The organism is Maricaulis sp. (assembly GCF_034670125.1).
In the GTDB taxonomy this organism is placed as follows: domain Bacteria; phylum Pseudomonadota; class Alphaproteobacteria; order Caulobacterales; family Maricaulaceae; genus Maricaulis.
Window position 1 is genome coordinate 86,683 of record NZ_JAXMOC010000009.1, and the last position, 20,797, is coordinate 107,479.

The following is a 20,797-nucleotide window of genomic DNA, read 5'->3' on the forward strand; positions in this document are numbered from 1 at the left end:
GGAACAAGCCGGTCATCACAGGAATTGAGGATCGCCGATGTCCGTTCTCGCCGTCATTCCCGCCCGTTACGGATCGACCCGTTTCCCCGGCAAACCGCTGGCGATGATCGCCGGCCGGATGATGATCGAACGGGTCTGGCGCATCGCCGCCGCGGCACCGGGTGTCGACCGGGTTGTGGTCGCCACCGACGATCAGCGGATCATGGACGCGGTCGCAGCCGCCGGCGGCGAAGCCGTCATGACCGACCCTGCCTGCCGTAACGGAACAGAGCGGGCGCTGGACGCGGTGAAACGGCTGAACAGCGACGCCGAGATCGTCATCAATGTGCAGGGCGACGCGCCCCTCATTCCGCCTTGGGTGATCGGCGGCGTCGCCGAGACCTTGCGCGCTGACCCGGCCCTGCAGATGGCCACCCCCGCCATCGCCTTGCCGCCCGAGACCGAAGCCCGCATGCGCGCCGACAAGGCCAAGGGTTCTGCCTCGGGCACCACCGTTGTCTTCAACAAGGCGATGGATGCGATGTATTTCTCCAAGAATGTCATCCCCTTCCGCCGCAAGCCGGATGAGGGCGCGCCGACCTATCAGCATATCGGCCTGTACGGCTATCGCCGCGACACGCTGGAAGAGCTGGTCGCGCTGGAACCGACACCGTTCGAGCTAACCGAGAGCCTTGAGCAATTGCGAGCGCTGGAAAACGGCATCCCGATCCGGGTTGTGCTGACCGACTATCGCGGCCGCTCGGCCTGGTCGGTGGACGCGCCGGAAGACGCCGTCCGGGTCGAGGGCATCATCGCGGCTGAAGGCGAGCTGGTCTGATGGGACGGATCCTGCTCGCCCGCCATGGCAATACATTCGGCCCCGGCGACACGCCGGTCTGGGTCGGGGCCAAGGAAGACCTGCCCCTGGTCGACAGCGGCGAGGCGCAGGCCTGCGCTTTGGGCGAGGCCCTCAAGGCGGCCGGTGTCATCCCCGCCCGGCTCATTTGCGGCCCCCTCAAGCGGACCCGCCGGGCGGCAGAGATCGTCGCCGGACTGACCGGCTTTGCCGGCGAAATCGAGATCGACCCCCGTTTGACCGAGATCGATTACGGGTCCTGGGGCGGCAAGTCGAATGATCAGATCATTGCCGAATTCGGCCAGGAGGCGCTGGATTGCTGGGACAAGCGCCATACCCGCCCGGACGGGGTCGACTGGTCACCGTCAGATTCCGAGCTCAAGGCCAACGCCCTCGCCGCCATGGCCGACGCGGCATCAACCAAAGGCCTTGCCCTGGTGATCACCTCGAACGGCATTTTGCGCTACATGCACGCGGCACTGAGCGGCAATGATGGCAATGCCAAGGTAAAGACCGGCAATCTGTGCTCCGCCGAACTCGACGGCGCGACCGGATCACGCCTGTTCTGGAACGAGAAGCCGGACGCCGACCTCATCACCCGACATTTCAGCTGATCAGTCGACCCGTCCGAGGAAGGCTTCGACGGCCTGCCACGCTTCCGGCTCGGTGATGAAAGGCGCATGCCCCACATCGGGCACCTCGACCGTTGCCAGGTCGGGTTTGCGACGTTTCATTTCGGCCACGGTTGCCGGCGTCAGCAGGTCTGATATGCCGCCGCGCACGACCAGGGTCGGAATGTCGGCAAAGGGCGTCCAGAAAGCCCAGAGATCAGGCAGTGGTCCACCCTCATCCATCTGGTCAACCAGCGCGCCGTCATAGGCCAGCGCGATGCTGCCATCTTCACGCTCATCCCAGGTCTTGCGGGCAAAGTCGTCCCAGAAGGCCACATCGCTGTCGCGCTTGGGGAAGGCGGCCAGGTTCGACTGCCGCGTTCGCGCCGCCGCGTCGGACCAGCGGGTGACCGGCTCACGGCTGGAGACATTCGACTTGATACGGTCGAGCCCGTCGCTGTTGATCTCGGGCCCGATATCATTGATCACGGCGGCCGCAACTAGGCCCGGCTGGTGGTCGGCAATGATGAAGGTCATCAACCCGCCCATCGATGTCCCCACAAAGACCGCGCTCGTCAGCCCGATCGACGCCATGAGCGCCATCACGTCGTCGGCATAGGTTGGAGGCTGGTAACGGGCGACCACGGGGTCATGGTCCGACTGGCCGCGCCCACGGGCCGAGATCGAGATGACCCGACGGCCGGTCGCCGTGATCATCGGCGCAAGGTCTTCGAAATCCCTCACATTGCGGGTCAGCCCGTGAAGGCAGATGACCGGCAGGCCGCTTTCCCCGCCGGACGCCGGATAGTCCCGCCAGTGGATGCGCGGACCATCCGCCGTCTCGAAGAAATGATCAGTGAAGTGCACGTCAGTCATCAGGACGGTTCAGCCTCCGACGGCGGTTCGACCTGGGGGACCGGAACGGTCTTGCCATCGCCTTCCCAATCCCGTGCCAGATAGCGCGACGCCCAGAACATGAAGAAGGCCGCGACCAGGTAGAGGCTGGCACCGATCACGATCGAGATTCGCAGCGAACCATCGCCGAAGGTCGGCTGCAGCACGGTCGACACACGACCCAGAACGTACACGCCGCCGCCAATGCCCAAGAGGTTGTTGATCAGCAGAAAGACCGAGGAGGCGCTGGTACGCATGTGCGGTGGCATCAGGTGCTGGAAGGCGGACAGGACCGGACCCAGCCACGCCAGACCCAGCGCAGTCGGGATAAACAGGATGATCACTGCCATCATCGGCGACGGCGCCATGATACCGGCCCAGTAGAGCGGAGCACTCAACAGGAAGGCGATGGCCGGTACGGTCGCGAAGGCAGACCGTTTGGCCTTGCCCATCACATCGCCCATCACACCGCCGAGGAAAATGCCCAGGCTGCCGGCCACGAACAATACGCCACCAAACAGCCAGCCGGTTTCAACCAGGCCCAGCTGGAAGCTGCGCGAGAAGAAGGAAGGCAGCCAGAAAAACACGCCATAGCCCATCATGGACGAGGCCGAGGCGCCCATGATCATCAGCCAGAAGCTCGGCTTTTCGAGCGCCAGCGACATGAAATCCCGGAATGCGGCGAAGAAGGCACCGATCAGGAAGCCCGCCACCGCGTGCCCGGTCAGCCATCCAATGGCGGCCGCCGAGAGACCTTCGCCGCCGATCGCCGGCACGATCCAGGCGACCAGGGCGGACAACGGCATCAGTACGGTCAGTCCGAGCATCAGCATGAACGGGCTGGTGGTGCGGGCGACCCATTGTCCGGCCATCCAGCCGGACACGGCGCCAACGCCTGCGGCCGCCAGCAAAAGCGGAATGGACTGCTGCGATGTCGCGCCAAATACGGTGATATTGAAAATGGAAAGGAGGCTCGGCAGAGTAAAGATAACCGCTCCGGCGATGGAAAGAATGCGGGCTTTCTGCGCCGGATAGACGCCGACTTCCTGTTTGGCCTGGGCGGTCTTGGTCGGGACACTGTCAAACTGGCCACGCTTGGGCTCACGCACCACCAGTTTGAAAATTGGCGCCAACACAATTCCGGCGATGCCGACGATGAAGAAGGCCGAGCGCCAATCCAGCGCATCGGAGATTCCACCACCGGCGATTTGCGAACCGGCAATGACCCCAAAAGCACTGCCGACCGGAATCCCGAGCGAGTAAATCGCCAGGGCTCGTGACCGTTCACTCGGCGGGTGGTAGTCGGCGATGATGGTGTAGGCCGGGGCCACCCCGCCTGCTTCGCCAATGCCGACGCCGACGCGTGCGAGGAAAAGATGGGTGAAATTCTGGGCAAAACCGCTCAGTGCGGTGAAGCCGCTCCACACCGTTAGCGCGGCGGTCATGATCCAGGTCCGGCTCATGCGATCGGCAAACCAGGCGATCGGAACGCCCAGTGTCGAGTACAGAAGCGCAAAGGCAATACCGCCGAGCAAACCGAGCTGCTCGTCGGTGAGATTGAGGTCTTCCTTGATCGGAATGGCGAGGATGGAGATGATCTGGCGATCCAGGAAATTGAAGGTGTAGACCAGAAACAGCAGCAGCATCACGAGATTGCGATACCCTTTGCTGGTTTTCGTCGCGGCGCCGGATGCACCGTCCCCGTTTTCACTCGCCATGATGTCTCCCCTCAAGGCCTGCCGGTCGTTGTCCGACCATGCGATACGTCGCTCTCCATCGACGCAAACATGAATGGTCATTCAGGTTTGGTCAAACCCGATTTCCATCCGACGCCTGCCTGCGCTAGTTTGCAGCGCGCAGCGACGCAGGCACGATGTTGCACACAAATCGGGCATTGCCCAATGATTGATAGGGGTTGAGATGAAACATACCGGAATTCCCGCGGCGCTGATCGGCTTGACGATCGCCGCCTGCTCCCCAGCCAGTGACAACGGCACCGACGCGGCCACCGCGCCGTCCGGTGACGGGGCTGCCAGCCATACCGAAAGCATGACCAGCGTCGCCATCACCGAGGCCGACCTGCGTCATCGCATCTCGACCCTGGCCGATGACAGCTTTGAAGGCCGCGCTCCGGCAACGCCGGGCGGCATTGCCGCCAGCCAGTGGATTGCCGACGAGATGGCTCGTATCGGCCTGGAACCGGGCTATGAGGGCAGCTATTTCCAGCCGGTCTCGCTGCTCGCTGTCACTCTGGACGCCGAACAGTCCAGCTTTGATGTCGCCTTCGAGGGTGAGCCGCTCGGTCTGAGCATGGGCGAGGATGTGGTCTACTGGTCCAAACTGAACTCGTCCGACATCGCCATCACCGAAAGCGAGCTGGTCTTCGTCGGCTATGGCGTTGTGGCACCGGAATATGGCTGGGACGACTATGCTGGCCTCGATGTCGAGGGCCGTACGGTCGTCATGCTGGTCAATGACCCCGGCTATGCCAATCCGGATAGCGGCCTCTTCAACGGCAATGCCATGACCTATTACGGCCGCTGGACCTACAAGTATGAAGAAGCGGCACGGCAGGGCGCGGCCGGGGTCATCCTGATCCACCAGACGGCGCCTGCCTCCTATGGCTGGAACGTGGTCTCGGGCTCGTGGTCGGGCACCCAGCTGGATCTGGCGCGCGAGCCGGGCCAGGGCACATTCGCCGATATCGAGAGCTGGGTCACCGAAGACCGGGCCCGGCAGATGTTCGGCCTCGCCGGCCTCGATTTCGACGCCCTGACCGCTGCCGCCGCCGAACCGGGCTTTGAAGCCGTGCCGATGACCGGACTGACCGCCTCCGGCACGCTGGTCAACACGACGGAGACAATGGAGTCCCGCAATGTCGTTGGCATCGTGCCGGGAACAACGCGTCCGGACGAATACGTGCTCTACACCGCGCACTGGGACCATATCGGCATCCGCGACGTGCCCGAGGGCGAGGACGGGATCTATAACGGCGCCGTCGACAATGCGACCGGCACCGCGGCCATCCTCGAAATCGGTGAAGCCTTCGCGGCCAATCCGCCGGAGCGTTCGGTCATGGTCCTGGCGGTCACCGCCGAGGAGTCCGGCCTGCTGGGCTCGGCCTATTACGGTGAAAACCCGATCGTGCCCTATGGCCAGACCGTGGGCGGCATCAATATCGACGCCATCCTGCCGTCGGGCCGGTCACGCGATGTGGTCGTGGTCGGCCATGGCGCCTCGGAGCTGGAAGATATCCTGACAGAGGCCGCCGCAGAACAGGATCGCTACATCGTCGCCGATCCGACGCCGGAAGCGGGCTATTTCTACCGCTCGGATCATATCTCGCTGGCCAAGCAGGGCGTGCCGATGCTCTACGCCGATGGCGGGTTCGACCTGCGTGAGGGTGGCAGCGAGGCCGGAATGGCGGCTGGCGAGGACTACCGTGCCAATCGCTATCACGGTCCGGCCGACGAATACTCCGCCGACTGGGACATGTCCGGCATGGTCGAGGACACGACGCTCTTCTTCAATGTCGGCTCGCGTCTGGCGAATTCCGACGACTGGCCGAACTGGTATGAAGGCAATGAGTTCCGCGCCCTGCGCGACGCGCAGATGGGCGAGTAGTCCTGACGGGCTGAACAGATGGAAAAGGGCGGCCCTGCGGGTCGCCCTTTTTTGATCGCGCAGATATCCCGGACATCAGCGCCCGATCTGAAACCGGAGATTAATCCAATCGCATTATCGTCCTGCCCGAGTGGAAAAGCTGTTCAGGGGACAAATAATGAAAATTTTCAGCGCTACATTGGCCGTGGCCGCGGTCGGGCTCAGCCTTTCCGGGGCCGCCCATGCCCAGGACGTCAACATGCCCGAGGGCGAGTATTTCACCATCAGCCACGACGGAACGCCCGCAGGCGACTACGATTGGGCCCGACTGATGCCCGCTGATCCCAGCTTGGGCACGTCGGGAAGCAGCGGCGGCATGGCGAATTTTTCACTGGCAGGCGAAGAGTTCCCCGGAACCTGGAGCATTGACCACGCGACCGGGGCGATGACGGTTTCCGTGACTTTTATGTCAGACGCCCACTGTGATGCATGGCCGGACTATGTGGTTGGGGAGACCATCGACATGACCGAGCGGTCCGACAAGACATGCTGGATCCCGAACCAGGCCTATCTGGGTGTCGAAATGACCTATGTAGGCCTGAATCCACCGGAGGAATAGCCGCCGGAGCCCAGGCCACGGCTCCCGGCCCGGCTTGAACAGGAATGCCGGGCCGGATCAGAAAGTCCGGCGCACCACGACCTTGTCACCGCGCTCTTCAAGGCGCGCCGAATAGCGCTTCTCGTCGAGCGTCGCGCCGGAGTGGATGCAATAGACGGTGCGGGCCTCGGAAATGCGGGGCCAGTGGATGAAGTCGCACAGCAGCGATTGCATGCCAGCCGACACATTGACCTCCAGCGTGCCGATGCTTTGGGCGAAGGCGAGATTGTTCTGGAACATGCCCTCGGCCCGCAATTGCTCCAGCGCCGTCGAAAAGTCTCCCCCGACGAAATCACGGACATTGCGGCCTTCGATCTCGTTGCGCCGGATACCGAACAGATCAAGTGCGCCCAGAGAAATGGCCTTGATCATACCCATGGAGTCGGTCACGAACTCGACGGTCGGATTGAGCGAGACCAGGTCGACCCAGGTCGGCGCCGGGGCGACCACAAATGCATCCTGCACCAGCTCGGCCATGCGCCGCTTGATACGTTCCGGCGGTTCGCTATCGCCGTTCTCCCAGCGTGAAATCATGGCCTGGGTGACGCCGAGATCGCCGGCCAGTGCGGCCTGTTTAAGCCGTTTGGACATCCGGAAATTGCGGATCACCGACGGCCAGTTCACCTTGCTCGACGTCATCGACAATTTCATATCGTGAACCAAATCCGCCCCCCTTGCAGGTTCAATCCTGCGCTGTCAGTTCGGCCTGCCCGCCCAGCTCCCGGCGCAGGCTTTCAAAGTCCGTCTGGCTGATCCTCGCCCCGGTCAGCATCCAGCGGACCCGGTTGTCTTCAGCCCGATGTGGCCAGTGCAGACCATGTACCGGCCCAATATCGCGATTTTTCCGTGGTCTGGCAAAACAATACACGTCCGCACTTTCGACGCTTTCAAGCGCGCCGTCAAAGAAACCTTTTGCGATGAGGGTGTTGTACAGGCTGACAAGGTCGCCGGCAAAGAGGCTCCCGATGCCCTGCCCCTCAATCCTGCCGCGCGGCAGTTCGAGTTCGCGGGCCAGGCCGCGACTGGCCGTTTCGATAACACCGTCGGCATTCACCACTGCTGCCATGCCGGGCTGGGCGGCGACATGCTGGCGCCAACCGACCAGGGGCGACGCCATTGCCTCGGATGCGCCGGCCAGGGCCCGTATCCGGTCCTGCATTGCTGCGGCCGGACTGACCGCACCGGATTCCCAGCGCGACACCATCGCCTGGGTGACCCCCAGATCATCGGCGAGAGCCGCCTGTTTGATATTGTTGGTGAATCGGTAGCGACGCAGGAAATTGCGCCAGATGGTGACATCGCCCGGTTTGGATTGATCACCGCCCGCCATTGCCTAGATCGCCTTGCGGACAATCAGCTGGCCGCCAAGGCGGGCCCTGACATCGTCGCGCACCCGTTCCGAAACTTCTGCGCCGGACAGGAGCCAGACGATTTCGGGACCCGGCAGGAAGCTTGGCCGGTGCAATCCGTGAACATGCCGGGTCCGGCGGGCGCCGTCGCGGTCGTGGAATGTCACGGTATCCATGCTTTCCGCCGATGAAACCCGGCCTTCAAACAGACCCGATGCGGCCAGCGTGTCATACAGGCCGGCCCAGTCGCCTTCGAACGCTTCATGCAGGTAGCGCCCTTCCAGCCCGTGGCGGTCACAATCAAACGTCCGGCAAAATCCGCGGCTTGCCCGGACCATCCGGCCAGCCGCATTGATCACGCCGACTACCGCCGGGTGGCGCTCGATACGGTCAAGCCAGACATCACGCGACACCGACGCCTGGGAGGCCCAGTAAAGATCAAACAGCCGGGCCTGGATCCGCGCCGAAGGGATGGCGGTCGCCGACTCCCAGCGCGAGACCATGGTCTGGGTCACGCCCAGATCATGCGCCAGCGCGGCCTGTTTGAGGCCCTTTGAGAGTCGGTAATGTCGAATGACGGACGGCCAGTGTATGGCCTGTACGTCAATGGTCGGCAGGGGAGCGGACATTTGCGCTTCTCCATTTCAAGAGGGCGCGCCGGTGCCGGTCATCGGCGGTTATATTTTATAACGCATTTGCGCCTCGATGTGAAGACTGGAGCCTGACGCAACCAAATGGTCGCAATCGCGCCATGGTTTGCGACACTTGTGCGAAAAAGTCGCCCGACTGTGCCTCGCTGATTGATTGATCGCGCTGCTCATTGCTACGTGACGCGGGGTTTCGTCTCAAAGGGTAGCGGGCAATGGCCGATCTGAGCACGACTGTGTGGATCTTCTCGATCCTCGGATTTCTCATCGCCGCGTATTCCATCGTCGCCAATGACGCCATCCAGACGCTGGGCACCTTTCTGAGCTCCAACGCGAAACGGTCCTGGTGGGTGCTGTGGGCCTATGCCTGCTCGATCATCGTGGCGGTCATGCTGTGGGGTTATTTCGGCGATGGCGGCGACATTGCCTTTGGACGCCTGAACTCCCTGCCCTACCCCGAGGGCGGCGTGCAATGGTGGCATGCCATACCGCCGGTCTTCCTGCTGATCCTGACCCGCTATGGCATCCCGGTCTCGACGACCTTCCTGGTCCTGACCATCTTCGCGCTCACGGGCGGCGCCAATACCGAAGGCGTGCTGCCAAAAATGCTGACCAAGTCGGCATTGGGCTACATCGTGGCGATCAGCGCGGCCTTCTTCGTCTACATGGTCGTCGCGCGACTGTTCGAGCGCTGGATCGACCGCACCAAGGACCAACCCCATCATCCTGTCTGGTATGTCGCCCAATGGGCGGCCACGGCTTTCCTGTGGTCGCAATGGCTGATGCAGGACCTCGCCAACATTTTCATCTTCCTGCCACGCACGACCGAGCTGGTCCCGGTTCTGGACAGCGCCGGCCTGCCGGTGATGCAGGAGGGCGTTGCGGTCCTGCAGACCCAGGTCACCTTCTCCCCGGTTTTGCTGGTATTTGCGACGGTCGTGATGCTGGCCCTGCACGCCATCATCTTCCGCAATCGCGGGGGCGAAATCCAGAAGATCGTCCTGTCGAAGACCAACTCGACCGATATCCGCGCCGCGACGGCCATCGACCTCATCTACGGCGTTATCCTGTTCATTTTCAAGGAGCTCAATGACGTGCCTATGAGCACGACCTGGGTGTTCCTTGGCATGCTGGCCGGTCGCGAAATCGCCATCGCCTATGTTGCCGGCCTGCGGTCGAGGCTGGCGGCACTGTGGGACGTGACCTCGGACGTTCTGCGCGCCTTCCTGGGGCTTCTGATCAGTGTCGTCCTGGCGATCTTCCTGCCCGCCTGGGCGCGCGGCGAGCTGGCCGAGCTGATGGCCGACCTGCCCGGCTATGTCGCCCGGGCCCTGGGTTTCTAGGCTCCCCTCTCACCCGGCCGGATGTGGTCTATTCATATTTTATGAGTGCTCATTCATCTTCGTTGGACGGCAAGATAATCCCTAGATTCAAAGGGGTTAGAATTCGATCTTGGACACGGACTGGGCAAAGAAGACCCGCGCCTTGCGGATGCGGTTGCGGCTGAAACAGGGCGCAATGGCAGAGCTCATCGGAGTCAGCCAGACCTATGTGTCACGGCTGGAATCCGGCCTTGTCCAGCCGCCTGAGCCGGTCGCCGCCGCGATCATGAAACTGGCCGAAGACCCCCGCACCCGCTCCCTCTTCGACGACCTGCGGGCCACGGTCGATCACAGCCCGTTCCCGTGTCTGCTGCTGCAGACCGGTGTCGACGGGCCCGACGTCGCGGCCGTCAGCGAGGTCATGGCACGTGATTTCCTGGCCGGCTCCCGGCGTCTGACGGACACGCCCGCCCTGCGCCGACTGAGCGGCGACCTCGACGCGCTGACCCGGGACGGACTCAACACCGGACACATTCTTGGAGCGACGTCTGTCTGGGTCGATCACGCCCATCCCGATCGTTTCTGGCAGGTCCGCTACACACCGATCCGCGACGAAACCGGTGCCGGCTTTGTCCACATCACGCTGGCCCGTCTGGACGACAGCCCGGCCGCGCGCGCCGCAGCGAAAGCCGCGACGCCGCGCATTGATCATGTCACCGATGGTTGACCGTCAGCGATAGCGGGCCTGCAGTTTGGCAAGCGCCGCCTTGCCCGGGTTCAAGCGCTCATAAGGCACCTGGTTGAGCGGCATCTTGGGCAGCTTGTTGGCCGCCTGCATGTCCGGCAAATCGCTGTTGAGATAAAGCAGTCCGGTGCGGATTTCGCCCTCGGTCTTGTTCATCATCAGGGTTTCGATCGCCTGGGCCCGGTCGCGCGGATCGTAGTCGCTGTCGGTCTTGCGTAGGAACAGCTCGCCACCATCCTGCATGGTCACCCGCATGGCGCCATCCCGGTCATAGGAGCCGGTCACCTCGTCGGCATGGGCGACAAAGTCCGTGTGCACCATCGGATGGTAGTATTTGTAGGTGTGGGCATAGCTCTTGGTCGAACCCTTGTGATCATTGAAGGTCACGCAGGGCGAGATCACATCGATCAGGGCAAAACCCTTGTGCTTCAGTCCGGCCTTGATCAGCGGGATCAGCTGCGACTTGTCACCGGAAAAGGCGCGCGCGACGAAGCCGGCCCCCAGGGTGAGCGCCTGGACACACGGGTCGATCGGCATCTGGTCATTGGCCAGGCCCTTTTTCGACTTCGAGCCATAGTCCGCCGCGGCCGAGAACTGGCCCTTGGTGAGGCCGTACACCCCGTTATTCTCGAGGATATACAGCATGTTGAGATTGCGCCGGATGGCATGGGCGAACTGGCCAAAGCCGATCGACAGGGAATCCCCGTCACCGGAGATACCGATATAATTGAGATCGCCATTGGCCGCGTTGGCGCCGGTCGCCACGGACGGCATGCGCCCGTGTACGCAATTGATGCCGTGCGACTGGCCCATGAAGTAAGCGGTCGTCTTGGACGAACAGCCAATGCCGGAGACCTTGGCCGCGCTCTCCGGTGCCAGATCCAGTTCCCAGAAGGCCTGGACCAGGGCGGCGGTGACCGAGTCGTGGCCGCACCCGGCGCACAGGGTCGACATCACGCCTTCATAGTTGCGGACAGACAGGCCCAGCTTGTTCTTGGGCAGGTGCTTGTCGATGAAGGGTTTGCTCATGGAGGTCATGCGACGTCTCCCAGGGCTTCCAGATGGGCGGAAATGCCCTCGATGATGAATTTCGGATTGGCCGCCATGCCGGCGTAATCAAGGATCGGGACCAGCTTGTGCTTGGGCGCCTCGGTCTCGTTGACCAGCAGGCTGCGCAGCTGGCCGTCGCGGTTCTGTTCGACCACGAAGACCTCATCATACTGGTCGATGAAGGCATCAACCTCGGCATTGAAGGGGAAGCCGCGGACACGCAGGTAATCCAGGTTCACGCCATTCTCGGCGAAGCGGTCGAGCGCTTCCAGGACCGCGCCATCACAGCCGCCGACCGAGATGATCGCCCGCCGCGCGTCCTGGCCACACCGCGTGATGACCGGTGCAGGAACGGCATTGGCGGCGTTTTTCCACTTGGTGGTCAGCCGGTCGAGCACTTCCTTGTACTCGTCGCTGTCCTCGGTATAGCCGCCCTTCCAGTTATGGCCGGAGCCGCGCGTAAAGTACGCGCCCTTGGGATGGCTGCCCGGCAAGGTGCGCCAGGGAATGGCGTCCCCGTCACGATCTTCATAGCGATAGAATTTCTCGAGCTTTTCGATCTCGTCAGCTGTCAGCACCTTGCCGCGATCGGGCTGGTAGCTGTCATCCCACTCCAGCTCCGGGATCATCCAGTCATTCATGCCGATATCGAGATCGGTCATGAAAAAGACCGGAGTCTGGAAGCGCTCGGCAATGTCAAAGCTCTGCACCGCCATCTCGAAGCATTCCTTCGGATTGGCCGGGAAGAGGAGGATATGCTTGGTATCGCCATGGCTGGCATAGGCCGCCAGGGTGATGTCGCATTGCTGGGTCCGCGTCGGCAGGCCGGTCGAGGGCCCTGCCCGCTGGACGTCGAACAACACCACCGGAACCTCGCCATAATAGGCAAAGCCGATGAACTCGCTCATCAGCGAGATGCCGGGACCCGAGGTCGGGGTGAAGGAGCGGGCGCCATTCCAGCCGGCGCCGATGGCCATGCCGACCGAAGCCAGCTCGTCCTCGCCCTGGATGATGCAGAAATTCTTTTCACCCGTATCCGGATCAACTCGGAATTTTTCGCAAAAGGCCTTGAAGCCATCCATCAGCGAGGTCGACGGCGTGATCGGGTACCAGGCGCCAAAGGTGGCGCCGGCATAGACACAGCCCAAGGCCGCGGCGGTATTGCCGTCGATCATGATGTGACCGGCCGTCTTGTCCATCGGCTCGATGCGCAGCGGCAGCGGGTCGGGATGGTGCTCGCGGACATAATCAAGGCCCAGGCCGATCGCCTTCATGTTGGCGTCGATGAGATGCTCCTTGGTGCCGAACATCTCCTTCACCAGACCGCGGATCACCTCGACATCGAGGCCGGTCAGTCCGGCGACGGCACCGACATAGGCCATGTTCTTCATCAGCACGCGGGTGCGGGCATTGTCGAAGGCGGCATTGACCAGGCGGGCCAGCGGCACACCGATTGCGGTGACGTCGGCGCGGGCATGCAGGTCCGGGCGCGGCCAGGTACTGTCGTACAGCAGGTAACCGCCGGGTGAGACTTCGGCGAGGTCCTGGCGGTAGGTCTCGGCATTCATGGCGACGATGAACTCGGCTGTGCCCGAGCGCGCCATGTAGCTGTCCTTGGTCAGGCGGATCTCATACCAGGTAGGCAGGCCCTGGATGTTGGAGGGGAAGAGGTTCTTGCCCACCACCGGCACGCCCATGCGGAAGATCGCCTTCATCAGGAGACCATTGGCCGAGGCCGACCCGGTGCCGTTCACATTGCCGATCTTGATGACGAAGTCGTTGACCCGCACTTCGCTGGAAACGTCCACGAGATCCTTCATTCGGCGGCCACTTTCTTCGTTTCATCGTCGACATGCGGAATGAAGATGTCGGCATCCTGCATGTCCCACGCGGCGGTCGGACAGCGCTCGGCACACAGGCCGCAATGCAGGCAGAGATTTTCGTCCTTGACCATGACCCGCCCGGTATCCTTCAGCGGCTCGGAGACAAACAGGTCCTGATCCTTGTTATGGGCGGGCACGCGCAGCGACTGGCGCAGCTGTGCTTCCTCGGCAACCGGCACGATCGACAGGCAATCGACCGGGCAGATGTCCATGCAGGCATCACACTCCTTGCACAGCGGCGCCTCGAACACGGTCTGGACATCGCAATTCAGACAGCGCTGGACCTCGGTCGCGATCTGCTCGGCGGTATAGCCCGTCTCGACTTCCATCTTGCGGTTGGACAGGCGTGCCTTGAGCTCGGCCAACGGCATCTGCCGACGATGCTCGCCGGTATAGCTGTTGGAATACATCCACTCATTCACGCCCATCTTGGCCGATTGCAGGTTCACGCCACGCGGCAGGCGGGCCTTGAGGTCGCTCGCCTCGCAATGCTTGTGGATCGAGATCGCCGCCTGGTGCCCGTGCTCGACCGCCCAGATGATGTTCTTGGGGCCAAAGGCACTGTCGCCGCCAAAGAAGATGCCCTTCCTGGTGGACTCGAAGGTTGTCTCGTCGACGACCGGCACGCCCCATTTGTCGAACTCGATACCGATATCGCGCTCGATCCAGGGAAAGGCATTCTCCTGACCGATGGCCAGGATCACGTCGGTACAGGGAATGATCCTGGTGCCGGTTATCTTGGTGTCGGTGATCCGGCCGTCCTCATCGAGCTGATACTCCATCAGCTCGAATTCCATGCCGGTCAGCTGGCCGTTCTCGACCACGAAACGCTTGGGCGAGTGATTGACCAGGATCTCGACATTCTCGTCCTCGGCGTCTTCCAGCTCCCAGGGTGAAGCCTTGAAGAATTGCCGCGGCTTGCGGGCCATCACTTTCACATCGTCGGCGCCAAGGCGCAGCGAAGTGCGGCAGCAATCCATCGCCGTGTTGCCGACGCCGATGATCAGGACCTGCTTGCCGATGGCCTCGACATGCTCGAAGGCAACGCTTTCCAGCCAGTCGATGCCGATATGGATATTGGCATCGACCTCGTCGCGGCCCTCGATCTTCAGGTCCTTGCCCTTGGGCGCGCCGGACCCGATGAAGACGGCATCATAGCCGCTTTCGCTCAAGGCCTTCAGGCTCTCGATCCGGTGACCGGTTTTCAGCTCGACGCCCTGGTCGAGGATATAACCGATCTCCTCGTCCAGCACTTCCTCGGGCAGGCGGAAGGAGGGGATGTTGGAGATCATCAGCCCGCCGGGACGGTGATGGGCCTCGAAAATCGTGCACTCATAACCCAGCGGGGCGAGATCATTGGCCACTGTCAAGGACGCCGGACCGGCGCCGATCAGGGCGATCTTCTTGCCATTGGTGCCGGCCGGCTTTTGCGGCACGAGATGCTTGACCTCGTCGCGATGGTCGGCCGCAACCCGCTTCAGGCGGCAGATCGCGACCGGCTCCTCCTCGACCCGGCCGCGCCGGCAGGCCGGTTCGCAGGGGCGGTCACAGACCCGACCGAGAATGCCGGGAAAGACGTTGGAACGACGATTGACGAGATAGGCTTCGGTAAACTCACCTTGCGCAATCAGGCGGATATATTCGGGCACCGGCGTGTGTGCCGGACAGGCCCATTGGCAATCCACGACCTTGTGAAAATAGTCGGGATCGCGCGTATCGGTCGGCTTCATGCTCCTCACCCCGGGCTCTCACCCGTTCTGTCTGTATGGGCCGGCGACCGTCGAGGGTCGCAGAATTGACCCCATACTCACATGCTGAACGCGCCAAGGGTCAAGCAATTTCCCCCTTAAGCGACCGATTGCGCACGGCTTTGTTTGTTAGTGCGAGTGAATTGCAATATGGTCACGGTAACGCGCCCCATGAACCCGATTCCTCCGCTCGCAGGAGCAGGGGCAAGGCTGCACACGGGGCAGAAAGCCAATTCCCTCAATGCCCGGACAACACCTGCCCCCGCCGACAAAGCCAGCTTGAGAGCCCGGATACCCCTACAGCCGCAGGGCAATCGCACGTTTACGAATAATTAGGGACGCCACCGATTAAGGCTTTGGAAACCAAGTAAAATTTCAAATTTTTAGCAAATCCCCGCGATATTGGAGGCATCACAGGAAACCCTCTGGGGGACGTAAAAATGAATAATCGCCTGAAGCACTCGACCGCCATGTTCGTCGTCGCCAGCGCCGCGCTCTCTCTCGCGACCGCCGCCGGTTCGGCCCAGGACACTGTCGCAACTTCAAACGATATCAACGAAACGCTGCTCGAGCGCTTCGACGCGCGCGGGTGGAACCATCAACGGGTGCAAAGCGGTCGCTTCCACATTCCCGAAGACGCCTTCACCCTTCGCTTTGATCCGCGTCAGAGCGAAGCCCGCTCGATCGGCGCCATGTATGGCGACATCAACCCGTTCTACGGCGACATCAACCCCTTCTATGGTGACATCAACCCGTTCTACGGCGACATCTCGCCGTTTTGGGGCGACATCAATCCGTTCTGGGGCGACATCAATCCTTTCGGCGGCGATATCAATCCCTTCTACGGTGACATCAATCCGTTCTGGGGTGACATCAATCCCTTTGGTGGCGACATCAATCCCTTCTACCAGGACATCTCCCCCTTCTGGCGCGATGTTGGCCCGCTGTGGGGTGACATCAACGCATTCTGGGGTGACATCAACCCGTTCGAGGATGATGCACCGGCCCAGTACGGCCAGGTCCTCAACGACCTCACGCAAGTGCTGGATCAGGCCGAAGCAGTATTCGGTGAACTGGTTGCCGATGCCTGGGATTGGGACGAGGACGGTTTTGATCTCGACGGCGACGGTGACGACGATGATGACGGCGATTCAGAGAAGGCCGCCAATGCCTTCCGTGACGGTTTTCTCCGCACCCTGTTCGAACGCTATGGCATCGATCCGGACAATCCGGAAAGCCTGTCCGAACTGGATGCCCGCGCGCGCTCGGAATTCTTCCTCGACTTCTATGACGGGCTGATGTCCTTCGTCGAGGTCGACCGGGTTGACCATTGGATGGCGACCGTCAACTGGTCCCCGCGCCTGGCGCAACAGGCCAATGAAGGCAAGGGCGTCTATATCGGTGTGGTCGACTTTTCCCTGCCCCACGAACTCAACTTCCATCTTCAGGATGCTTTGGGCCTGGAAGACTATCTCGACGTCAATCACGGCGTGGCCGTGGCCGGCCTGATGGTCGACGAACATGATGGCGAGCTGGGCATGGGCATGGCGCAGGATGCCAAGGTCACGGTCTACAACCCGTTTGATGACAGCCACAGCACCAGCTGGCGCGATGTCCGCGATGGCCTTCGCTATCTCTACGAGAAGCGCGAGGACACCCATATCATCAACATGTCCCTGGGCGTGTCCGGCTGGACCCTGCACGGAAACTGGGCTTCGATTTTCTCTCATCGCCGGGTGCGCCAACACACCGAGAACACGCTCTTTGTCCTCGCCGCCGGCAATGACGGACTGGCGCAGACTGCCGATATCGACTGGACCAATGTGCCGGTGCTCGACAACCTGCTGGTTGTGGGATCGGTGTCTCCGAGCGGGGAAATCTCCTCCTTCTCCAATACACCGGGCACGGCCTGTCTGACGACCAACGGCACCTGCGAAGCCGGCAATCGCCTGATGGACCGTTTCCTGGTCGCACCCGGCGAACTGATCCTGGTCAATGACGGCGAAGGCGGCCTGACCCGCATGTCCGGCACCTCCTTCTCGGCTCCGCTGGTCACGGGTGCGGCGGCACTGGTGATGAGCCGCTGGGAATGGCTGGAAGCCAGCGATGTCGCCGATGTCCTGCTGTGGTCGGCCCACGACCTCGGTGAGGAAGGCGTCGATGAGGTCTATGGCTGGGGTCTGCTCGACGTCGACGCCTCACTGTCGCCCTTCCGCGACCAGTCGCTCTACTATTATGTCGACAAGGACCAGGCCGAGGCAGTCGACGGCATGGCACTCGTCCTCGATCATGTCGACGTCAAGGCTGACGAAGACAATTCAGTCGCTGTCTTCCAGCGCCTCAACGACACATTCCGCGACTTCGAAATCCCGCTCAGCCAGCTGACCCAGCAATCGGGCCCGCTTGATGAGGCCGATGCGGCCGGCAATCTGGCCGAACGTGTCTACACTTGGGATGGCAATACGTCCTTCCGTGACACCGGCGACATGAGCCGGCTGATGAGCCAGCGCGGCAATTTCCGGATCCATGCCCTGATGTCCCGCAGCGATCCGCGTGATGTCCACACCGATGGTGCCCTGCCATTCCAGGCCGGCCTCGTCATCGAAGACACCGAATCCGGTCGCCAGCTGCGCTTCGGTGCCGGTGAGGGCGCCCTGGCCCTGAACAGCCAGTCCGGATTTGGAATGTTCTCGGACCACCGTCCGGAAACCGGCGGCGTGAACCCGATCCTCGGCTTCGCATCCGGTGGCGCCTATGCCATGGCCGGACTGTCGATCTCCGACAGCACGCGGGTCTCGTTCGGCTTCTCGTCCGGTCAGAGCGAGCGGGTCTGGACCAATCCGTTCACCGGTGAGGAAAACGACCTCATCCCGGGCATGGATGACTATCGCTCACTCGCTTTTGTGACCGATATCCGCCACCAGCTGAACGACGCCGTCAGCCTGAACGCGACCTATACCCGCCTCGACGAGGCCACCGGCCTGCTTGGCGGCCAGGGTGCCGGCATGCTGTCGCTGTCCGGCGGCGCGACCACCAATGCGGTCACGTTCGGTGCCGATGCCGACCTGCCGGCAGCGCTCACCCTGAGCGCCTCGGCCACGGTGTCCCATACGGCGGAGACGCGGTTCGACGGCAGTGCCCTTGCTCTGACCGACGCCCCGATCGCCACGGCCTTCCAGATCACCGCCCGCCGCGACGGCGTGTTGGGATCGTCGGATGCCCTGCGCTTCAGCCTGATCCAGCCGCTGCATGTCGAAACCGGCAGCCTGCAGTACACGGCCGGCCGGGTCACCGACCGTGAAACCGGCGGTATCGGGATCACAACCCAGACCTGGCAGCTCGGCGGCGAACGCCCGCTGCAGGCCGAAATGCTCTACGCGACGCCGCTTCTGGACGGGGCCGGCAATCTGAGCCTCTTCGGTCGGCTCGACCTCTCCGAGGGTCGTGAAGTCATTCAGGATCCGGCCCTGGTTTCCGGTGCCCGTTTCCACTTCACGTTCTGATCATCCCGCCATCCACTGGCGATCTGGCCGCCGCTCCCCGGAGCGGCGGCCCTTTTTTTTAATGTCGCAGGAACCGGATTGCACCGCAGCCCAGGGCGCACCATCCTGATCGCATGACCCGTCCCTCACCGCTCCGGAACCGCGTTGCCCCCACCGGTGACATCTGCACCCATACCGCCCGGGGCACGCTGATGGGCAATCGCGGCATCCTGCATGATGCCCGCCACCAGCTGGGCACCGCCCGCTGGAAGCACCAGGCCTGGGTGACCTGCACCCTCGCCTTCAAGGCGCGCCGCCGCGAACTGATGGCGCCGGGCAATTATACCGAGCTCTTCTTCACCGACGAAGCCGTCGCCCTCGCCGCCGGACACCGACCCTGCGCCGAATGCCGCCGGGCGGATTTCAACCGCTTTCGCGCTGCGTTCGCGAGCGCGCATCCCGACCTGCCCAACCCCGTCCGCGCGGCTGACATGGACCGTCTGATGCACAAGGCGCGGGTCCATTCGCGGTCGCGGGCGCAGGTGACGCATGAAGCGAAGCTGGCGGATCTGCCGGAGGCCGTGTTCTTCCGGGCGTCTGAAAACGGCCCGCCGCTGGTACGCTGGCGGGGCAAGGTCTGGGCCTGGTCGTTCGCGGGCTATTCAGCGGGACCAGAGACCCTGCCGGAGCGGGTAGAAGTACTCACGCCAGAGCCAACGGTGAAGGCGATTGCAGCGGGTTATGTGCCGGTGTGCGCTGCAACTGAATGAACACCATTCCCACCGTCATCCCACGGTGACCTCGTCGCGACCGTGGGATGACGGTGGAGAAGGAGACTTATCGGAACTCGGCGCCTCGCGCGGAACTACCCATAAACCGCTTGTCAGCCAGCAGGCGCTATCCGGTTTTCAAGCTCAAGGGTGAAACCGCGAAGCGGCGCGTACGCGCCCTTGACCTTGAAAACCGGATAGCGCGAACTCTCGGCAAGCGATGTATGGCTCGGAGTGCGCGAGCGCCCCGCGTCCATGCCCTACTCACAACTCATCCACCGAATGCTCATGCACCCGCGCTTCGGCCTTGAGCCAGGCAATGAAGGCCTGGGCGTCCGGGCTCAGGGGCCGGTTGCGGGCCGTAACGATGTGATAGGCCGAGCGGACCGGCGTCGTGCCGTCGGCGAACAACGCCACGAGGCGTCCCGAAGCGAGATCGTTCTGCACCAGGGCCCGCTTGGCCAGGGCCACACCACGGCCGGCGACGGCGGCATCGATGACCAGCGCGGACTGGTTGAACCGCACACCACCGGCGACATCAACACCCCGCGCATTGCGGGCCTTCAGCCAGGAGGCCCAATCGGCGCCATCAACCTCGGTTTCCGGTGAGGCGTCATGCAACAGCGTCTGGCCCCGCAGGTCATGGGCGCGGATGAGCGCGGGACCGTCTCGCAGGAGGTCAGGCGAACAGACCGGCAGCACTTCCTCCGCCAACAGCCGCTCTTCATTCAGCGTCATGTCGCCACCGGGCCCGTAGCGGATGCCCAGATCGGCGGCACCGGCCGCCAGATCGACCCGTTCCGAGGTGGCCGCAATCCAGACTTCAACGCCCGGCACTTCTTCCTGAAAGCGGAACAGGCGCGGCGCCAGCCACTTGCCGGCGAATGAGGGCGCGACCGAGACCGTCAGCGCGCGGCGATGGACCGGTTGGCGCATCGCGGAGACGGCGCGTTCCAGGGTTTCGAAAGCTTCCGACGTCACGCCCGCCGCGGCGCGACCGGCCTCGGTCAGCACCAGACCGCGCCCCTGCCGGACAAAAAGCGGGGCCCCGACATGCTCTTCCAGCTGCCGGATCTGCTGGCTGATCGCGCCGGGCGTCACCGCCAGCTCGTCGGCGGCGCGGGCGAAACTTTCAAGCCTCGCAGCAGCCTCGAAGGCACGCAGGGCATTGAGCGGCGGAAGGCGGGATGTCTGGACCAT

Annotated in this window: 17 protein-coding genes; 8 read left to right on the plus strand and 9 right to left on the minus strand. The window is 62.9% G+C overall.

Features of this window, described 5'->3' with window-relative positions; all coding sequences use genetic code 11:
• Positions 1-37 precede the first annotated feature (37 nt).
• Both kdsB and VOI18_RS13940 read left to right on the plus strand, forming a co-directional pair.
• Positions 38-817 (plus strand): 3-deoxy-manno-octulosonate cytidylyltransferase, encoded by a 780-nt coding sequence (gene kdsB, locus VOI18_RS13935; RefSeq protein ID WP_323763025.1) that lies wholly within the window; start codon positions 38-40, stop codon positions 815-817.
• Positions 817-1,449 carry a histidine phosphatase family protein gene (locus VOI18_RS13940; protein ID WP_323763026.1) on the plus strand — a complete coding sequence of 211 codons (633 nt, stop codon included), beginning with the start codon at positions 817-819 and terminating at the stop codon, positions 1,447-1,449. The genes kdsB and VOI18_RS13940 overlap by 1 nt, the downstream gene beginning before the upstream one ends.
• On the opposite strand, the gene VOI18_RS13945 is transcribed toward VOI18_RS13940, so the two are convergent.
• Both VOI18_RS13945 and VOI18_RS13950 read right to left on the minus strand, forming a co-directional pair.
• Entirely contained in the window at positions 1,450-2,322 is an 873-nt protein-coding gene (locus VOI18_RS13945; protein ID WP_323763027.1) for an alpha/beta hydrolase, read from the minus strand.
• Complete coding sequence (locus VOI18_RS13950; RefSeq protein ID WP_323763028.1) at positions 2,322-4,058, minus strand: MFS transporter; 1,737 nt, start codon at positions 4,056-4,058, stop codon at positions 2,322-2,324. Before VOI18_RS13950 ends, VOI18_RS13945 begins: the two co-directional genes overlap by 1 nt.
• A gap of 202 nt (positions 4,059-4,260) precedes the next feature.
• On the opposite strand from VOI18_RS13950, the gene VOI18_RS13955 reads away from it, so the two are divergent.
• Together VOI18_RS13955 and VOI18_RS13960 are read left to right on the plus strand one after the other, a co-directional pair.
• The gene (locus VOI18_RS13955) at positions 4,261-5,964 is read left to right on the plus strand and encodes a M28 family metallopeptidase (RefSeq protein WP_323763029.1); all 1,704 of its coding nucleotides are present in this window, start codon (positions 4,261-4,263) and stop codon (positions 5,962-5,964) included.
• A gap of 157 nt (positions 5,965-6,121) precedes the next feature.
• Positions 6,122-6,562: a hypothetical protein gene (locus tag VOI18_RS13960; protein WP_323763030.1), complete on the plus strand. Its 441-nt coding sequence runs from the start codon at positions 6,122-6,124 to the stop codon at positions 6,560-6,562.
• Between the two features lie 57 nt (positions 6,563-6,619).
• Here VOI18_RS13960 and VOI18_RS13965 read toward each other — a convergent pair whose 3' ends face one another.
• The 3 genes from VOI18_RS13965 to VOI18_RS13975 are packed head-to-tail and all read right to left on the minus strand — an operon-like array spanning position 6,620 to position 8,579.
• Positions 6,620-7,240, minus strand: coding sequence for a helix-turn-helix domain-containing protein (locus VOI18_RS13965; protein ID WP_323763031.1), 621 nt, complete (start codon positions 7,238-7,240; stop codon positions 6,620-6,622).
• A gap of 43 nt (positions 7,241-7,283) precedes the next feature.
• A complete protein-coding gene (locus VOI18_RS13970) occupies positions 7,284-7,931 on the minus strand; it encodes a helix-turn-helix transcriptional regulator (protein ID WP_323763032.1) in 648 nt (215 codons plus the stop codon).
• Between the two features lie 3 nt (positions 7,932-7,934).
• A complete protein-coding gene (locus tag VOI18_RS13975; protein WP_323763033.1) occupies positions 7,935-8,579 on the minus strand; it encodes a helix-turn-helix transcriptional regulator in 645 nt (214 codons plus the stop codon).
• A 233-nt stretch (positions 8,580-8,812) separates the two neighbouring features.
• Between VOI18_RS13975 and VOI18_RS13980 the strand changes: the two genes are divergently transcribed.
• Both VOI18_RS13980 and VOI18_RS13985 read left to right on the plus strand, forming a co-directional pair.
• Entirely contained in the window at positions 8,813-9,940 is a 1,128-nt protein-coding gene (locus VOI18_RS13980) for a hypothetical protein (RefSeq protein ID WP_323763034.1), read from the plus strand.
• Between the two features lie 148 nt (positions 9,941-10,088).
• Positions 10,089-10,646 carry a helix-turn-helix transcriptional regulator gene (locus VOI18_RS13985; protein ID WP_323763047.1) on the plus strand — a complete coding sequence of 186 codons (558 nt, stop codon included), beginning with the start codon at positions 10,089-10,091 and terminating at the stop codon, positions 10,644-10,646.
• Between the two features lie 3 nt (positions 10,647-10,649).
• Here VOI18_RS13985 and VOI18_RS13990 read toward each other — a convergent pair whose 3' ends face one another.
• The 3 genes from VOI18_RS13990 to VOI18_RS14000 are packed head-to-tail and all read right to left on the minus strand — an operon-like array spanning position 10,650 to position 15,327.
• Positions 10,650-11,702, minus strand: coding sequence for a 2-oxoacid:ferredoxin oxidoreductase subunit beta (locus tag VOI18_RS13990; RefSeq protein WP_323763035.1), 1,053 nt, complete (start codon positions 11,700-11,702; stop codon positions 10,650-10,652).
• Positions 11,699-13,534, minus strand: a complete 1,836-nt coding sequence (locus VOI18_RS13995) for a 2-oxoacid:acceptor oxidoreductase subunit alpha (protein ID WP_323763036.1) — start codon at positions 13,532-13,534, stop codon at positions 11,699-11,701. Before VOI18_RS13995 ends, VOI18_RS13990 begins: the two co-directional genes overlap by 4 nt.
• Positions 13,531-15,327: an FAD-dependent oxidoreductase gene (locus tag VOI18_RS14000; RefSeq protein ID WP_323763037.1), complete on the minus strand. Its 1,797-nt coding sequence runs from the start codon at positions 15,325-15,327 to the stop codon at positions 13,531-13,533. Before VOI18_RS14000 ends, VOI18_RS13995 begins: the two co-directional genes overlap by 4 nt.
• A 458-nt stretch (positions 15,328-15,785) precedes the next feature.
• On the opposite strand from VOI18_RS14000, the gene VOI18_RS14005 reads away from it, so the two are divergent.
• Together VOI18_RS14005 and VOI18_RS14010 are read left to right on the plus strand one after the other, a co-directional pair.
• Positions 15,786-18,848: a S8 family peptidase gene (locus tag VOI18_RS14005; RefSeq protein ID WP_323763038.1), complete on the plus strand. Its 3,063-nt coding sequence runs from the start codon at positions 15,786-15,788 to the stop codon at positions 18,846-18,848.
• 113 nt (positions 18,849-18,961) lie between these two features.
• Entirely contained in the window at positions 18,962-19,597 is a 636-nt protein-coding gene (locus tag VOI18_RS14010) for a hypothetical protein (RefSeq protein ID WP_323763039.1), read from the plus strand.
• A gap of 264 nt (positions 19,598-19,861) precedes the next feature.
• Here the strand turns inward: VOI18_RS14010 and gcvA are convergent, their stop codons facing one another.
• On the minus strand, positions 19,862-20,797 hold the full coding sequence (gene gcvA, locus VOI18_RS14015; protein WP_323763040.1) for a transcriptional regulator GcvA: 936 nt from the start codon (positions 20,795-20,797) through the stop codon (positions 19,862-19,864).

Excerpts from the sequence above, each read along its gene's own strand:
- VOI18_RS13975 (WP_323763033.1), bottom strand. The coding sequence starts at position 8,579 with ATGTCCGCTCCCCTGCCGACCATTGACGTACAGGCCATACACTGGCCG.
- VOI18_RS13970 (WP_323763032.1), bottom strand. The coding sequence starts at position 7,931 with ATGGCGGGCGGTGATCAATCCAAACCGGGCGATGTCACCATCTGGCGC.
- kdsB (WP_323763025.1), top strand. The coding sequence starts at position 38 with ATGTCCGTTCTCGCCGTCATTCCCGCCCGTTACGGATCGACCCGTTTC.
- gcvA (WP_323763040.1), bottom strand. The coding sequence starts at position 20,797 with ATGGTCCAGACATCCCGCCTTCCGCCGCTCAATGCCCTGCGTGCCTTC.
- VOI18_RS13985 (WP_323763047.1), top strand. The coding sequence starts at position 10,089 with ATGCGGTTGCGGCTGAAACAGGGCGCAATGGCAGAGCTCATCGGAGTC.
- VOI18_RS13965 (WP_323763031.1), bottom strand. The coding sequence starts at position 7,240 with ATGACGTCGAGCAAGGTGAACTGGCCGTCGGTGATCCGCAATTTCCGG.
- VOI18_RS14005 (WP_323763038.1), top strand. The coding sequence starts at position 15,786 with ATGAATAATCGCCTGAAGCACTCGACCGCCATGTTCGTCGTCGCCAGC.
- VOI18_RS13945 (WP_323763027.1), bottom strand. The coding sequence starts at position 2,322 with ATGACTGACGTGCACTTCACTGATCATTTCTTCGAGACGGCGGATGGT.
- VOI18_RS13940 (WP_323763026.1), top strand. The coding sequence starts at position 817 with ATGGGACGGATCCTGCTCGCCCGCCATGGCAATACATTCGGCCCCGGC.
- VOI18_RS13950 (WP_323763028.1), bottom strand. The coding sequence starts at position 4,058 with ATGGCGAGTGAAAACGGGGACGGTGCATCCGGCGCCGCGACGAAAACC.
- VOI18_RS13960 (WP_323763030.1), top strand. The coding sequence starts at position 6,122 with ATGAAAATTTTCAGCGCTACATTGGCCGTGGCCGCGGTCGGGCTCAGC.
- VOI18_RS13980 (WP_323763034.1), top strand. The coding sequence starts at position 8,813 with ATGGCCGATCTGAGCACGACTGTGTGGATCTTCTCGATCCTCGGATTT.
- VOI18_RS14010 (WP_323763039.1), top strand. The coding sequence starts at position 18,962 with ATGACCCGTCCCTCACCGCTCCGGAACCGCGTTGCCCCCACCGGTGAC.
- VOI18_RS13955 (WP_323763029.1), top strand. The coding sequence starts at position 4,261 with ATGAAACATACCGGAATTCCCGCGGCGCTGATCGGCTTGACGATCGCC.
- VOI18_RS13990 (WP_323763035.1), bottom strand. The coding sequence starts at position 11,702 with ATGACCTCCATGAGCAAACCCTTCATCGACAAGCACCTGCCCAAGAAC.
- VOI18_RS13995 (WP_323763036.1), bottom strand. The coding sequence starts at position 13,534 with ATGAAGGATCTCGTGGACGTTTCCAGCGAAGTGCGGGTCAACGACTTC.
- VOI18_RS14000 (WP_323763037.1), bottom strand. The coding sequence starts at position 15,327 with ATGAAGCCGACCGATACGCGCGATCCCGACTATTTTCACAAGGTCGTG.